The sequence below is a fragment of the Pseudomonas sp. Pmew2 genome, assembly GCF_058129885.1.
In genome coordinates, this window is the sequence record NZ_CM176702.1 from 1364763 (window position 1) to 1379734 (window position 14972).

Genomic DNA, 14972 nt, shown 5'->3' on the forward strand with positions numbered 1-14972 from the left:
TTGCTGTGACAGCGAGTGGGCCTACACCATGACTCAACGGGACGCTTTCTATTTGAAGCGAGTATAGTTTTTATTAAGCTTGAAAGCAGTTTGGTAGCTTCGCTGTATTAATCACCCAAACTCCTTGCTGCCGGAATGAAACTTGCCTTCACTTAGCCGAATGACCTTGAGACGTATTAAGGGGCAAGGCCGATGAGTAGTCGTTATGTGGAGACAAACAAGGCTTCGATTGACGCGGCACCGCCACCTCACCTGCGGCGTTTTCAAACTGTGACATCGACGAGCACGGTCGCAACCTCAGCGGCTGGCAGGTTCGTTACGACCAAGTGACGCCCGGTGGCTTTGAAGGCGAGCTGACGGAATTCCGTTCGGACTGGCTGCAACTGGTCCGCGACCGCTCTAATCAGGCCTTGGTCAAGAGTGGTACAGCCTGGAAGGGGGCGATTATTTTCGCCTTGCCGTTGAGTGCCAACGGTCCTGCGTTCTGTGCCGGGCACACGCTTCCAGAGTCGAGCATGATCGTCGCGCACGGCGAGAATCTTCCGGAATTGAGTACGCCGCTGCAATTGGATGCACTGGGCATTGCGATTGAAGAGAGTGCCCTGGCTCACGCACTGGAACGTCAGGGCAGCCGTTTTGAAATTACCGATCTTCCCAAGTGTTACCGTTTGACCGATTCAATGGTCCGAACGAGGTTCACTGCGCTGTTCGATAACCTGTTGAATGGAGAGCAGGCGTGCCTGCAGAAGCTTGAGTACGAGTCGATCCGGCGTGGCATTCGGGATGCCGTAATGTTGCAGGTGCTGGAACTTGTGGCACCTGATCAGGCGCCGCCGCTAAATCCCACGGCGCGCAAGAGAATGGTCGATCGGGCCCGCGATTATGCCTTGGCGCATCTGGATGAACCGCTGTCGATTCTGGATGTGTGCAACCACATTGGCACCAGTCGCCGCAAACTTCAGTACTGTTTTCAGGAGACGCTGGGCATCAACCCGGTGGCTTTTCTGCGCACGTTGCGCCTCAACGCAGCGCGGCGCGAGTTGCGCGAAAGCAGCCGGATCGAACTCGTGCAGACGGTCGCCGCGCGCTGGGGGTTCTGGCACCTGAGCCGGTTTTCCAGTGACTACCGGACACTGTTCGGGGAAACACCCTCGCAGACCTTGCAGCGCAAACATCTTTGCTGAAAACGGATAACGGCATAAAGCATGACTCAATAGCATGACCCCATCACCTTCGTGGTCAGGGGCATGCGATGAGTCATAACAATAATTCCAATATCAGACGCTTCACTTTCTTGACGCTCGGCTTGATGAGCCTTGCTGCCACGGTTCAGGCAACTGAAAACGGAGCACCGACTACCTCCTTCGGTGTTTACGATTTCGGTGCAGGCATCCTGCCTCCGTCGACCCCCGTGGGTACGCTGGGAATGCGCGTGGCGTTCTATTCGACCAATGTGCAGAAAGACCGCCACGGTCGCTCGCTGGACAACAATTTTTCCCTGGACGTTCTGTCCATCGGCGTTGCGTACTTTCGCATGACCGATTACAGAATACTGGGTGCGCGCTATGGCTACAGCGTGGCGGTGCCTTTCTTCCAGATGGATGCCTCGTTCCGGGTCCAGACGCCTGGCGGCCCGCTGGACCTGAAGGCGGATCCGTTCAGGATGGCCGACATTTCGGTGTCACCGCTCATACTGCAATGGGACCTTTCCCCCAACCTGTTCGTGAACGCACAGATGCAGATTCAGACACCTACCGGCGACTACGACAAGAATCGTCCTATTTCGCCGGGGCTGAATCACTGGACGTTTTCTCCCACCGTCAACGCGACCTACATCAGCGACAGCGGTTTTGAAGTGTCCAGCAGCTTTCAGACTGACATCAACACCCGCAACCCGGCGACCGACTACAAGAGCGGCGTCGAATACCGTCACGAGTTTGCCGTGGGCCAGCACGCAGGTCCTTTCACGCTGGGGCTGGGCGGGTTCTATTATCGGCAATTCTCCGATGACGATGCGCCAGGACTGGAAGCCGGCAACCGCGCCCGAGTGGTCGCAGCCGGCCCAGCGATCAGTTACTTCACGCCCGGCATGCCTGCGGCGTGGTTTCACATTTACAAGGAATTCGGCGCACGCAACCGCACCGAGGGTTACACCGTGGCGTTACGGGTAGGCCACAGTTTCTAAAAATGGTTGCAAGCTCGGCGATCTTGTTTCAATTCGAATTCAGGCCATCAGGAACCTTCCTATGAAAGACATTCAAACGTTGTTGAACGATGAAGACGCCACCGGCCTGGCCGAGTGGGTCCGGCGCGGCGAGGTCCAGCCGATCGATTTGCTGGAGGGGGTGATTCAACGCATCGAGCACGTTGAACCGCAACTCAACGCCGTCGCCGAGCGACTGTATGACTCAGCCCGCAGCGCGGCGCTGGATGCGGCAAAAAGCCAAGGCGTTTTCGCAGGTGTGCCAACGCTGATCAAGGACCTGTTTACCCCGGTCAATGGCGCGGGGATGAGCAATGGCTCCCTGGCCATGGGCGAGTTCCGTGCCCCCTTTGAAGCCGAAGTTGTCAGCCGCCTGAGGCGTGCCGGTTGCGTGCTTGCCGGGACGACCACTGCACCGGAGTTCGGCACATCCTATTCCACCGAGTCCACACGCTTCGGCGCGACCCGCAACCCGTGGAGCCTCGAGCACAGCGCCGGAGGTTCAAGTGGCGGAGCTGCCGCGCTGGTGGCCGCGCGGGTAGTGCCCTTTGCCCACGGCAACGACGGCGGTGGTTCGTTGAGAGTGCCTGCATCCTGCTGCGGCGTATTCGGCTTCAAGCCCAGCCGCGGCCTCATGCCTTCCGGCCCGATGGTCGGCGAGGGCTGGGCAGGCCTGAGCACCGCGCACGCCATCACCCTGACCGTACGCGACAGCGCAGCCTTGCTCGACGCCACAGCAGGCATGGACCTCGGCGCGCCTTACGCAGGCCCGGTTCAGAGCCTGCCTTACGTAAGCGCCGTCCACCGCGACCCCGGAACCCTGCGCATCGCGCTCATCGAACAATCAGGCACCTGGCCAACCTCCGCCGAGAGCCTGGCCGCCGTACGAGATGTCGCGCAGTTATGCGAGTCACTCGGGCACCGCATCGAACCCGTCAGCCTGCCAGTGGTGTTGCCGGAATTCCTCGACCACGTCTTCACCATCATCGGCGCGAACACCCGCAACCACGTCGATATGCTGGGCCGCATGCGTGGCTTTGACGTGCAAGACTCCGAGCTGGAAGCGCGCACACGCATCATCCTGCGCGACAAAGGCGGCGTCAGCGGCGCGCAATACGCCGCCGCCGTCGAATGGATACACGCCCTGGGCCGCCAACTGGCGACATTCATGCAGGATTACGACGTGATCCTCTCGCCAGTACTGACACGCGAGCCGGCACGCATTGGTGAGCTGGTCGTGCCCGACGAGAGCCTGAGTCTTGAGGACATGATCGAGCGGTCGCATCGGTATTCGCCTTTTGCAGCGTTGTTTAATGCGAGCGGCCAACCGGCGATGTCGGTGCCGTTGTCCTGGAGTGCGGCGGGGCTACCGATGGGGGCGCATTTTGCTGGGCGGTTTGGGGAGGAGGGGGTGTTGTTGGGGTTGGCTGGGCAGTTGGAGCGGGTGAGGCCTTGGCGGGGGCGGGTGCCGGGGGTTAGTGGGTGTGGGGTTTGAGGTGGGGGTGGTTGGGCTGTGTGGCGTGCGCGCTCTGGAGTCGGCGGCGGAGCGATCCGCAATGCTGGCCGGTTTCAGGAGGGCACGGGGCGCCGGATCAAGGAGCATAGGACAAGACGTCCCTAGGCGATTTCATCTGCAATTTGGGCCGGGGTAATCTGAACCGCGCTTATAACTTGTTGAATTTAGTGGATTTATATTTTTTAATATTTTCTTTGGAATACCCTTTGGAATACTGAGTCCTTTAGTGACGCCCTGAGCCTTGATCATCTATTCCGATGCCATTCACCTGGTCCGATCGAAGCATATGCCCCTTTCGATACCCATTCACACCTATGTACACCTAGCCCACCCTTGCGGCTCTACCAGTCATGATCGTGCTTGAGAAATAGTCTCTGGATGGTCAGCCCTATTTATCGTATTGCTGCGGATGGTAATCTGAGGGGTCTGTACCTAGGTGATTCAGGTGCCTCCTCCCAAGGACCTAGATTGGTGGGCTGAAAGTCGTCCCGTTACGGGGGCGGTAGATAACGAGGAAACGGAATGACCTCCGGCGAGACCCACCTTCAAAGCAAAGCGAATCCACAGCAACTTGAAGCGATCCTGGCCACCGATGGCCCGGTGCTCATCATTGCCGGTCCGGGATCTGGTAAGACCTTCACTCTAGTAGAACGCATTGTCTACCTGATCACACAAAAAGGGGTATCACCAGAGTCTTTACTCGTAGTGACCTTCACTGACAAAGCTGCGCGGGAACTGACCACTCGTATCTCGAATCGTCTCGCCGAACTCGGCATCCGTTTCAATTTGAATGAAATGTACCTCGGTACCTTCCATTCTGTCTGTCTACGGATATTAGAGGACTTCCGCGAGTTCACACGGCTCAAACGCAGCTTCACGCTACTCGATCAGTTCGATCAGCAATACTTTATCTACCAGCACATCAAGGATTTCCGTGTGCTGGCTGACTCTCATCTCATCATGGGGATCGATCAATCGGGCCGCTGGGCACAGTCAGAGAGCCTGCTCAAGTGGCTTAACAAAGTCGGCGAAGAAGCCCTCGACCTCACGACGCTGTCGGCGGCTTCTGAAGTGGAGATCCGTGCGCTGGTCACGTGCTTCCTCAAGTATCAGGAGCTGTTGCATGCAAACAACTCTCTCGACTTCTCTGGTATCCAGTTCGAGGCGCTGCAATTGCTTGAAAAGCATCCGGAAGTGGCGGCGCAATTGCGCAAGAAACTGACTTACCTGATGGTGGACGAGTACCAGGACACCAACACCATTCAGGAGCGTATCCTCCTGATACTGGCGGGTGAGAAGCGCAACCTATGCGTTGTGGGTGATGATGATCAAGGTCTGTATCGCTTTCGTGGGGCGACCATTCGCAACATCCTAGAGTTTCCGTCGCTCTTTGATGAGGGGCAATGCAAGCAGGTTGCCCTTACTGTCAACTACCGCTCGCATCCAGACATCATCCGCTTTTACAACGAGTGGATGCGCGAGCAGACGTGGGACGACGGCACGCATACCTTCCGCTTCGCCAAGCAAATCGTTCCCCGTGAGGACGACTTCCCCGACGTGCCTACGGTGGTACGACTTGCTGCCGCTGACGGCAATGACGAAAACCACAATTGGCACGCCGAAATGTTGTCCTTCCTAAACAACATGAAGGCTACGGGCAAGCTGACGGACTGGAATCAGATCGCTTTTCTATTTCGCTCGGTGAAGAGCGAAAAGGCGGTCGCGCTCGCGCGCTTTCTCGAAACCCAAGGGATGCTCCGATCAACTTGCCGCGCAGCGGTGGCAAGCCGTAATTTGCCAGGCACATAGCGCTATTTTTCTGAAAACGGTCTGATGCAGTGTGAGTCGAGCGCGTTTTTCGCTCGGTTTTCCGTGTTAAGCGCGCAACTCACCCAAACCCATTAGTCGCTTTCGAGCCATCCACAGGTTCGACAGGGCGAACAGCGTGGTCAGTTGGGCCGTGTTTTTCATCAGCCCACGAAAGCGTACTTTCACGTAACCAAACTGGCGCTTGATGACCCGAAACGGATGCTCGACCTTGGCGCGTGTCTGCGCTTTGCAGTACTCGATCTTGCGCTTGGCTTTGTACAACAGGCTGCGTTTGTTCAGCTTGGAATACGTGCTGCGCCGCGCCGCGATTTGCCAGATCACGTTACGATTTTCGTGCTCTTCACGCTTCTCGACACCGGTGTAGCCAGCGTCCGCATAGACCGCGTTTTCTTCCCCGTGGAGCAGTTCGGCGACTTGAGTGACATCGGCCACATTGGCCGCAGTGCCATGGACGTGATGAACCAGTCCAGACTCAACGTCAGCGCCGATGTGGGCCTTCATACCGAAGAAATACTGGTTACCCTTCTTTGTCTGATGCATCTCGGGATCACGCTCGCCGTCTTTGTTCTTGGTCGAGCTTGGGGCATGAATAATGGTGGCATCGACGATGGTGCCCTGGCGCAGCGACAGGCCTTTTTCCTGCAAATAACCGTTGATGACCGCGAGGATTGCAGGAGCCAGTTGATGTTTCTCCAGCAGGTGCCGGAAGTTCATGATCGTGGTGTCTTCCGGTATCGGCGCACTCAACGTCAGGCGTGCAAACTGGCGCATGGGGGTGATTTCGTAGAGCGCTTCTTCCATGGCCGGATCACTCAGGGAGAACCAGTTCTGCAGCAGGTGAATGCGCAGCATGGTTTCCAGCGGATAAGGTTTTCTGCCACCGCCGGCCTTGGGGTAGAACGGTTCGATCAGGCCCAGCAGACCTGTCCAGGGGACGACCTGATCCATCTCGGCGAGGAAGCGTTCGCGGCGTGTCTGCTTGCGCTTGCTGGCATATTCGAAATCGGAAAAGCTCATCTGGCTCATGGGAGGCTCGGATCAGGTGGTCAGGCGATTTTCGCATAACCGGGACTTGTTCGGAGATTCCCAAGGTGTGCCCGTGTTCTCGCCGCGCTCAAACATGTTTTTCGCGCGTGAAGAAATCCGCCTAATGATCGGCGCGCTGATCTTTCTGTTTCCGCAGTTCCCCAAGGTGCGGGCGTGGGCAGAAGGTATCACTCTACCAATCTGGGAATACTACGATCGACAGTGTTTCGCAGCCTTTATCACGGAACTGCGAAAGCCGGAGAATAAGCCTCTGTTGGATTGGGCTCGCCCGTTGGCCAAACGCCATGCGGCGTTGACCCAGAACACCGACTATGCATTCTCTGGCCTGTTTTATCAGCTGCTCCAGTTCCCCCTATTTGCACACTTTCTCTCCGAAGATGCAGTTCGAGGGGTGGATAAAGGCCGCTCAGCGCGCAACCTCGGTACATTTTCCAAGCTGCTCATGAAGTTTGAGTACCTACATTTCGTCAGTGTGCTCAACCCGGAATGGCTGGAGAAGAACATCCGTGACTTGTTCAACCAGTTTCTACGCTTTCTGGTGGATGGAGGTATTGGCGAGTATGAGGACGAGACAGAGTACGCGCCTAAGGGCTGCGTATCTTTCCTCACTATTCATCAATCCAAGGGGCTGGAGTTCCCTGTGGTGATCTGCGGATCCCTGGAGGCGGTGCCACGGAAGCAATACAGCGCGCTAGATGTGCTGCTAGAAGACGGAGGTTACCTCTCGAAGAAACGTTTTGAACCTCTCGATCACATCAAAAACTTTGATTTTTGGAGGCTGTTTTATACCGCATTCTCCCGCGCGCAGAATCTGCTGGTGTTGGCGACTCAAGAAAAGCAAGGGCACGGTAAATCTCCGTCCAAATATTTCGAGCGGTTGTTCTACGAGCTGCCAAGCTGGCGTGATGTTGATCTCGAGTCCCTCAGCTACGAGGAGGTCAAGCAGATTAGTCTCAAGCGCGAGTACTCGTTCACCTCTCACATCACCGTGTTCGAAAACTGCGCCGAACAGTATCGCTTCTTCAAGGAACTGGAGTTCGCGCCAATCCGTGAAAGCCCGATGCTGTTCGGTACACTTGTCCATCAAACTATCGAAGACATCCACAAAACTGTTTTGCGTGGCGAAGAAAGTACGTTATCTCGAGAGCGCGTTGCCTCCTGGTTCTCGGGAAATTATGCCCAGATTTCGAAGAAGGAACGCGTATACCTGGCCCCTAGCTCGCAGCAGGCGGCATTGTTGCATGTGATGCGCTACTTCGAGCGTGAAAGCGGAAATTGGGATCGCATCAAGGAGGCCGAGGTCGAGATTTCGCTAGTGAAGGATAATTACATCCTTAAAGGCAGCGTCGACCTCATTCGGGGAGAGCATGACACGGTTGAAATTATCGATTTCAAGTCGGAGAAAAAGCCCGACATGGAAAAGGATCGGAGCCGCCTCCAGCAGTACCGGCACCAGTTGGAGGTCTATGCCCACCTGGTGGAGGAGCGCACCGGCCAGAAGGTGAGTCGGATGCATCTCTATTACACAGGTGAGGACGGAGGCAACCCCTACGTTTCTTTCAGCAAGGACGACCGCTCCATTGGAAAGACCATCGCGCAGTTCGACGACATCGTTGCGCGCATCGAGCATCAGGACTACCGCATCGCTATGCGTCCTGCCAAGCTCTGCCAGAGCTGTGACATGCGCGCCTACTGCGACACCAAGAATTGGAAATTCAGGAACAACGACTAGTGACTAAAAATATTACTCCAGAGCAGCAGAGTTTGCAGATGTCTGCACCTGATGACGGATCCATCAACGTCGAGAAGTATCAGTTCGAGCCTATCAAGGGCTATCCGATGCTCAACTGGCGCGGTAAACGCCCGTTCTCTTCTACTCAGTACTACCCTGCGCAGTTGAAAGAAATTCACGGCGAAGAGGTAGACGGGTGGCGCAACAAGGTTTACTGGGGCGATAACCTTCAGGTGATGAGTCATCTGCTCAAGGAATACCGAGGCAAGGTGGATCTGATCTATATCGACCCGCCTTTCGACTCAAAAGCAGATTACAAAAAATCAATTCAACTGAAGTCCGAGAAGGCCGTCGGCGACCAGTCCTCATTCGAGGAAAAGCAATACACTGACATTTGGAACAACGATGAGTATCTCCAATTTCTCTATGAGCGGCTGGTTCTATTGCGGGAGCTTCTTTCAGAAACGGGAGCAATTTTCGTTCATGTTGGAACCGGAGTAACCCATTTTGTACGCTGCATCCTCGAGGAAATCTTCGGCAAGGAGCGCTTCGTAAACGAGATAATTTGGCGCAAGGCTTTTGCGCATAACGATCCGGGGCGATGCGGAAGCATTCACGACACTATTTATTACTTTTCCAAGTCTCCGGATCGCACGTGGAACAAAGTACTTCAAAAAATTGATAAGGAGTACGTCGAAACATTTTTCGATTCGTTCGATACGGAGCGAAATGAGCGATACAACCGGCTCCCGATGGATGCGCCCCGTCACGGCGACGGGGGAAACCTGGTATATGAGTGGAAGGGTGTCTGGCCATCAGCAGGGCGTACATGGGCAACGACCAAGGCCAAAATGGAAGCTTATGACCGTGAGGGGCGCATCCATTATCCGAAGTCGGGGGGGGTTCCTCGTCTTAAGCGCTATGAGAGCGAGCATGAAGGGACGGTAATTCAGGATCTATGGATAGATATCAACAAGCTGCACAACTTAGCTGTCGAGGCAGTGGGATACCCAACACAGATGTCACCGCCACTGTAAAAATGACCCCCTAACGCCAACCTAGAATTGACCCCCTGGGTAAAACTGGCGGCTTTGAGCTGCCAATATGTTGACCCAGGAGCAGTCTGTGGAAATTAAAGTATTGGCCCGTCAGGGCCATGGCATCAAATTCATCGCCCGTGAGCTGGGTATTTCGCGTAACACCGTGCGCAAGTACCTGCGAAAGGCCCGGTCGCTACCCAGTGACAAGGTGAGACCCGCACGTCCGTGCAAAATCGACCCCTTCAAGGACTACCTGCATGAGCGTATTGAGGCAGCGCGCCCGCACTGGATTCCGGCGACCGTCCTGCTGCGTGAGATCACGGCATTGGGGTACAGCGGCGGCGTCAGTCGTCTGAAGGCTTATATTCGCCCCTTCAAACGTAAGGCAGAAGAGCCGGTGGTACGTTTCGAAACTCTGCCCGGCAAGCAGATGCAGGTGGACTTCACCACCATTCGACGAGGCCGTCAGCCGCTTAAGGCGTTCGTGGCGACACTTGGTTTTAGTCGAGCAAGCTTTGTCCGTTTCTCCGAGCGAGAGGACAGCGAAGCCTGGCTGACAGGGCTTCGGGAGGCGTTCGCTTACTTTGGCGGCGTGCCCGAGCAGGCATTGTTTGATAACGCCGGAACCATCATCACCGAGCGAGACGCTTTTGGGGAGGGCCTGCACCGTTGGCATCCCCGATTGGCTGCGCTGGCCGATGAGTTTGGTTTTATTCCCAAGGTCTGCCGCCCTTACCGTGCCCAGACCAAGGGCAAGGTTGAGCGCTTCAACGGGTATCTGAAGGGCAGTTTCATTACCCCGTTGGCCGCTACGCTCAAGAGTGCGGGTCTGACGCTGGATGTGGTGACGGCCAACGCACATATCGGCCAATGGCTCGACGAAGTCGCTCATCAGCGGATTCACGGCACGACGGGTGTTCAACCAGCGGTACGTCTGGCCGAAGAGCAGCAGGTACTATTACCACTGCCAACACAGAGCCTGCGCCCACAACCCGCCCAAGGCCTACGCCTGGGGCGGGTCCTGCCGTACGAGAGCTTGCAGCATCCGCTGTCGGTTTATGAGCAACTGCTGGAGGTGAGAGCATGAACCTTCAACATGCTCGCCTGACAGAACTATGCAAGGGGCTAAAGCTTGAGCGCGTCGGGGTGGACTGGCCGCACCTTGCCCAACAAGCAGCAAGCGGCGAAGACAGCTTTGCCGACTTCCTCGAAAAGCTGCTGGCTGCCGAGACCGATGCCCGAAGTGAACGCTCTCGACAGGCCCTGCTGAAAACTGCCGCGCTGCCCGCCGTGAAAACGCTGGAGCAATACGACTTCGCGTTTGCCACCGGCGTCCCCCGGGCACAGCTCCAGGAGCTGGCAGCATTGAGTTTTGTTGGGCGTACCGAGAACATCGTGTTCCTGGGGCCTAGTGGTGTAGGCAAGAGCCACCTGGCCATCGCCCTGGCCTACCGGGCAGTGATGGCCGGTATCAAAACCCGCTTCGTCACTGCGGCTGACTTGATGCTGCAACTGACCGCTGCGCACCGCCAGGAACGGCTCAAGGAATACTTCAGTCGTGTGGTGATGGCCCCCGGGTTGTTGGTCATCGATGAAATCGGTTACCTGCCGTTTGGTCGTGATGAAGCCAACCTGTTCTTCAATGTTGTCGCCAAGCGCTACGAGCAAGGCAGCCTGATCCTCACGAGTAACTTGCCGTTTACCCAGTGGGCCGGAACCTTTGCGGATGATCAAACACTGACAGCGGCCATGCTGGACAGGCTGTTACATCATGCCCATATCGTGCAGATGACAGGTGAAAGCTATCGACTCAAGGACAAGCGCAAAGCAGGAATCAAATCGTCTCGGGCCGAACCGGCTCGAAAATATGAACCCGAGGGGGGTCAAAACTAAGTTGGCGATTTAGCACGGAAGGGGGTCACTTTTTAGTTGGCGTTGACACACAGAAGCCTGAATCATTAGTTGAGCGGATTGTTCGGGCTGCTTCGAATCCCGGTGACTTGGTACTTGACTGTTTCATGGGGTCAGGTACGACCCAAGCTGCAGCTATGAAGCTTGGACGTCGATTTATTGGGGTAGACATTAATTTAGGATCCATTCAGACAACAACCAAACGTCTCATCACTGTTGCTAATGGCCTGCGTCAGAAGTCGCTTGATCCCGAAACTAAATATTTCACAGGGTTTGAGACCTATAACGTCAATCACTACGACATCTTCCGAAATCCAGTTCAGGCCAAAGAACTTCTGATCGAGGCATTGGAGGTGCAGAAGTTGCAGTTCAGTACCGTTTTCGACGGTGAAAAAGACGGGTTTATGGTCAAGATCATGCCCGTCAACCGTATCGCCACTCGTGCGGATTTGAATGAGCTAATTGCGGGATTCGATTACAAAGCCTGGGAGCGAAAGCAAAACGAAAGTCCGAATCGACCGGTCGAGAAAATAACGCTCGTCTGCATGGGGCACGAGCGGGACTTAGCCGCTCAACTAGAAATAGCCGCAAAGCCCTTCAAGATCGAAGTGGAGGTGGTGGATATACTACGTGATAAGGCTAACCTAGAGTTCAAACGTGATTCGCAGGCACAGATCGCCTTAAAAGGGGGGGAACTGATCCTTGAGAAGTTCTATCCAATGAATCTGTTGCAGAAGCTCTCGCTGCAGAAAGAGTCTGTGGTCGATTGGAAAGAGCTGGCAGAGTCAGTACTAATTGACTGGAACTACGACGGTGCGGTGTTGCAGCCAACGGTGGTAGACGTTCCGGGCAAGAACGAGCTAGTTAAGGGGTCTTATAAAGTGCCGGAGGACGCAGGCACCATTCGCGTGAAGATCACCGATCTACTTTCGGAGTCTTGGGAAGGGAGCATCAGTCATGGCGGTTAAGCGTGCAGTTAAGACTGTGAGCGCGTCATTAGACTTCGCTTTCTTTCAGTTTCTATGGCAGTTCTACCAAGCCAACCGCGGTGTCGTCCGCCAGAACTATAAAGAGCTCACTCGTAAGTTTCTCGATTTTAATAATCCGGAAAGAAATCCTAAAGCTTTTTTGCGACAGCCACAGTTCGAGGCACTAGAAATCTACGTTTTCCTCAAGGAATTCTTAGGTAACGCCAAGGTCGAGGAAATTTTTCAACAGTGGTTCCAAAAGCAAGGCCGTTTTGCAGATCGCACAGAGGGCGGGGTTGCGACCGGTAACTCAGGACAAGTGGGACTTTTCGACAAGATTACTCAAGATCAGTATAAGTCCGTTTTCACGGCAATGCGGAAGAACTCCCGTGTCTACCCGAATTATATATTCGCGCTGACGATGGGTACTGGCAAAACAATTTTGATGGCGACCTGCATCTTTTATGAGTTTTTGCTGGGTAACAAGTTTGAAAAAGATGCGCGCTATTGCCACAACGCTCTAGTGTTTGCACCGGATAAGACTGTTCTTCAATCTTTGAAGGAGATTGAGTCCTTCGACCTCACTCGAGTGGTACCGCCAGAATATGTAAATTTCCTGACCATGCATTTGCGATTCCACTATCTTGAAGAGGCCGGCTCATCTCTAGATACTCTGGACCGTTCGCGATTCAACATAATTGTCTCGAATACGCAAAAGATTATCCTTAAGCGCAAGCACAAGGAAAAGAACTCTGTCGATAAGTTGTTTGGCAAAACCGGTGAAACTCTGGCTGCTACGGGTGTTTACGCTGATGCTGCAGACTTATACAATTTTGATCAGCCTGAGGAAGAAGGCGAACTCACCACTAACCAGCGTTTTGAGAAGCTACGTCGACTGGAGCAACTCGGGATTTATGTGGATGAGGCACACCACGCCTTTGGCAAGGCGCTCGCTAAGGATATGGGTGTTGGGGCCAAAGAAGCCGACACCAGCCTGCGCACTACTATTGACATACTCGCAGCCAGCCTTAATGCAGCAGGCACGAGGGTCGTTGCTTGTTACAACTATACTGGTACTCCTTACGTCGGGAACGAGGTACTTCCCGAGGTGGTATACGCGTATGGTCTGAAAGAGGCCGTCGACAAAGGCTACCTCAAGAAAGTGATGCTGCATGGCTATGCGAATACTCGCACGGACGAGTTTGTAGGCATCGCCATAGAAGCTTTCCTTAGGGAGACAGTTGATCTCCGCCCAGAGGGCCTATTGCCTAAGCTGGCCTTTTTTGCAGCGACCGTCGATGAGCTGACTAGCGAGTTAAAGCCTGCTGTCGAACGCGCGTTGCTGAAACACGGTATTCCGACTTCGCGTATTCTGATCAACGTTGGTGACAATAAGCTAACTAACAACGACGATATTCGCGAGTTTAACCGGCTCGATACTGAAAGCTCCGAAAAGCAGTTTATCCTTTTAGTGAATAAAGGGCGGGAGGGTTGGAACTGTCGTTCGTTATTTGGTGTAGGACTATTTCGGGCACCTAAGTCGAAGGTGTTTGTATTGCAAGCGACGATGCGCTGTTTGCGCTCTATTGGCGAAGCTCAGCACACCGGACATGTTTTCTTATCTAAAGAAAACCTAAACATCCTGAATGACGAGTTGCAGCAGAATTTCCGAATCAGCGCCGATGAGTTGCAAAAGACAGGTAGTGACAAAGAGAGGGTAGAAGTGCGCGTGACTGAACCGCCGGTAAAAATAAAACTGGTGCGCGTTCGAAAGCAGTTTCAAGTTAGGGAGAAAAAATTAATCCCCGGTCAAGCATTGGGCCTAGATCGTGGCGATAAGGAAGGCTGGAATACACTCATTGAAAAGTACCGGTTGATCGAGACGCAGCAGGATGGTTTGACTGCCGCCGATGCTGCTCGTGCGTCGGGTAGCCGCACCTTTGACCTGACGGTACGCCGCGAGAAGCGCACTTTCTCGTCCATCACTCTGGTAGCTGAGGTGTCGCGTTATCTAAATCGTAGCCCGTTGGAGATCGAGGAACTGCTAGGCTCGACCAAAGAAGGCACTGACGAGTTGGTAGTTATGACCAACCATTTCAACGAGCTTCTTTATGACGAAATCATTCCCCGTCTGTTTCGACTACTTTACGATCTGGATGAAACCCAGGAAACGGAGGAGCGGGAGATTGATCTAATTAAAGTGCCGATCAGTGGCTACTACGAAATGACTGCAGCTAAGGATAAGATCGTGCGGCGTGAGGATCCAAAAATTAGCGAAGTCGAACGTGCCAAAAGCTTCCACCTCGATACTTATTGCTTCGACTCTGGGTCGGAAAACTGGCTATTTTGGGACCTCTTACGTGAGCAGCGTGTGAAGAAGCTCTACTTCACCGGGATGCTGACCCACGGGCAATCCGATTTTTTCATTCAGTACATCGATCCCGATTCGCGTACGGTCCGCAGCTACTACCCGGATTTTATCTTTCAGCGAGAGGAGCCGGACGGCAGCCTTAAATACGTGATCGTCGAGGTAAAGGCTGACTACCAAATCGAGGACGCCGTGGTGCAGGCGAAGAAAGATTTCGCCCAGCAGATCGCAGTCGCTAGCGGAATGGAATACCGCATTCTGAAGTCATCGGATGCGGACAAGCGCCACTTCAGGGCGTTGCTGTAGTCACAGACGGCTAACAAGCAGATACGCTGACCTAGAGCTACCATACGAGGT

The 14972-nt window shown here is 54.5% G+C and carries 9 protein-coding genes and 2 pseudogenes; 10 read left to right on the top strand and 1 reads right to left on the bottom strand.

Annotated elements, in window-relative coordinates; all coding sequences use genetic code 11:
* Positions 1–192 precede the first annotated feature (192 nt).
* The 4 genes and pseudogenes from AC4ANK_RS06275 to AC4ANK_RS06290 all read left to right on the top strand — a co-directional run bounded on the left by AC4ANK_RS06275 (position 193) and on the right by AC4ANK_RS06290 (position 5528).
* Positions 193–1184, top strand: a pseudogene (locus tag AC4ANK_RS06275) (helix-turn-helix domain-containing protein).
* 68 nt (positions 1185–1252) lie between these two features.
* Positions 1253–2185 carry a SphA family protein gene (locus AC4ANK_RS06280; protein WP_002555153.1) on the top strand — a complete coding sequence of 311 codons (933 nt, stop codon included), beginning with the start codon at positions 1253–1255 and terminating at the stop codon, positions 2183–2185.
* A 61-nt stretch (positions 2186–2246) separates the two neighbouring features.
* Complete coding sequence (locus AC4ANK_RS06285; RefSeq protein ID WP_057446309.1) at positions 2247–3698, top strand: amidase; 1452 nt, start codon at positions 2247–2249, stop codon at positions 3696–3698.
* Positions 3699–4241: 543 nt separating this feature from the next.
* A complete protein-coding gene (locus tag AC4ANK_RS06290; protein ID WP_460383385.1) occupies positions 4242–5528 on the top strand; it encodes an ATP-dependent helicase in 1287 nt (428 codons plus the stop codon).
* 66 nt (positions 5529–5594) lie between these two features.
* Here the strand turns inward: AC4ANK_RS06290 and AC4ANK_RS06295 are convergent, their stop codons facing one another.
* On the bottom strand, positions 5595–6575 hold the full coding sequence (locus AC4ANK_RS06295) for an IS5 family transposase (protein WP_044424202.1): 981 nt from the start codon (positions 6573–6575) through the stop codon (positions 5595–5597).
* 73 nt (positions 6576–6648) lie between these two features.
* On the opposite strand from AC4ANK_RS06295, the gene AC4ANK_RS06300 reads away from it, so the two are divergent.
* The 6 genes and pseudogenes from AC4ANK_RS06300 (at position 6649) to AC4ANK_RS06325 (ending at position 14921) form a co-directional block, all read left to right on the top strand.
* A complete protein-coding gene (locus AC4ANK_RS06300) occupies positions 6649–8328 on the top strand; it encodes a RecB family exonuclease (RefSeq protein ID WP_460383383.1) in 1680 nt (559 codons plus the stop codon).
* On the top strand, positions 8328–9365 hold the full coding sequence (locus AC4ANK_RS06305; protein ID WP_460383381.1) for a DNA methyltransferase: 1038 nt from the start codon (positions 8328–8330) through the stop codon (positions 9363–9365). Before AC4ANK_RS06300 ends, AC4ANK_RS06305 begins: the two co-directional genes overlap by 1 nt.
* A gap of 67 nt (positions 9366–9432) precedes the next feature.
* A complete protein-coding gene (gene istA / locus AC4ANK_RS06310; protein WP_460383174.1) occupies positions 9433–10455 on the top strand; it encodes an IS21-like element ISPsy4 family transposase in 1023 nt (340 codons plus the stop codon).
* A complete protein-coding gene (istB, locus tag AC4ANK_RS06315) occupies positions 10452–11261 on the top strand; it encodes an IS21-like element ISPsy4 family helper ATPase IstB (RefSeq protein WP_460383172.1) in 810 nt (269 codons plus the stop codon). The genes istA and istB overlap by 4 nt, the downstream gene beginning before the upstream one ends.
* Positions 11262–11317: 56 nt before the next feature.
* Positions 11318–12247: pseudogene (locus AC4ANK_RS06320) on the top strand (DNA methyltransferase); the annotation flags it as partial.
* A complete protein-coding gene (locus AC4ANK_RS06325; RefSeq protein WP_460383379.1) occupies positions 12237–14921 on the top strand; it encodes a TnsA endonuclease N-terminal domain-containing protein in 2685 nt (894 codons plus the stop codon). The pseudogene AC4ANK_RS06320 and the gene AC4ANK_RS06325, both read left to right, overlap by 11 nt.
* Positions 14922–14972 lie beyond the last annotated feature (51 nt).

What these genes read in the sequence shown, in the direction of transcription:
- AC4ANK_RS06285 (WP_057446309.1), top strand. Translation starts at nt 2,247, where the DNA reads ATGAAAGACATTCAAACGTTGTTGAACGATGAAGACGCCACCGGCCTG.
- istB (WP_460383172.1), top strand. Translation starts at nt 10,452, where the DNA reads ATGAACCTTCAACATGCTCGCCTGACAGAACTATGCAAGGGGCTAAAG.
- AC4ANK_RS06295 (WP_044424202.1), bottom strand. Translation starts at nt 6,575, where the DNA reads ATGAGCCAGATGAGCTTTTCCGATTTCGAATATGCCAGCAAGCGCAAG.
- AC4ANK_RS06325 (WP_460383379.1), top strand. Translation starts at nt 12,237, where the DNA reads ATGGCGGTTAAGCGTGCAGTTAAGACTGTGAGCGCGTCATTAGACTTC.
- AC4ANK_RS06280 (WP_002555153.1), top strand. Translation starts at nt 1,253, where the DNA reads ATGAGTCATAACAATAATTCCAATATCAGACGCTTCACTTTCTTGACG.
- AC4ANK_RS06290 (WP_460383385.1), top strand. Translation starts at nt 4,242, where the DNA reads ATGACCTCCGGCGAGACCCACCTTCAAAGCAAAGCGAATCCACAGCAA.
- istA (WP_460383174.1), top strand. Translation starts at nt 9,433, where the DNA reads ATGTTGACCCAGGAGCAGTCTGTGGAAATTAAAGTATTGGCCCGTCAG.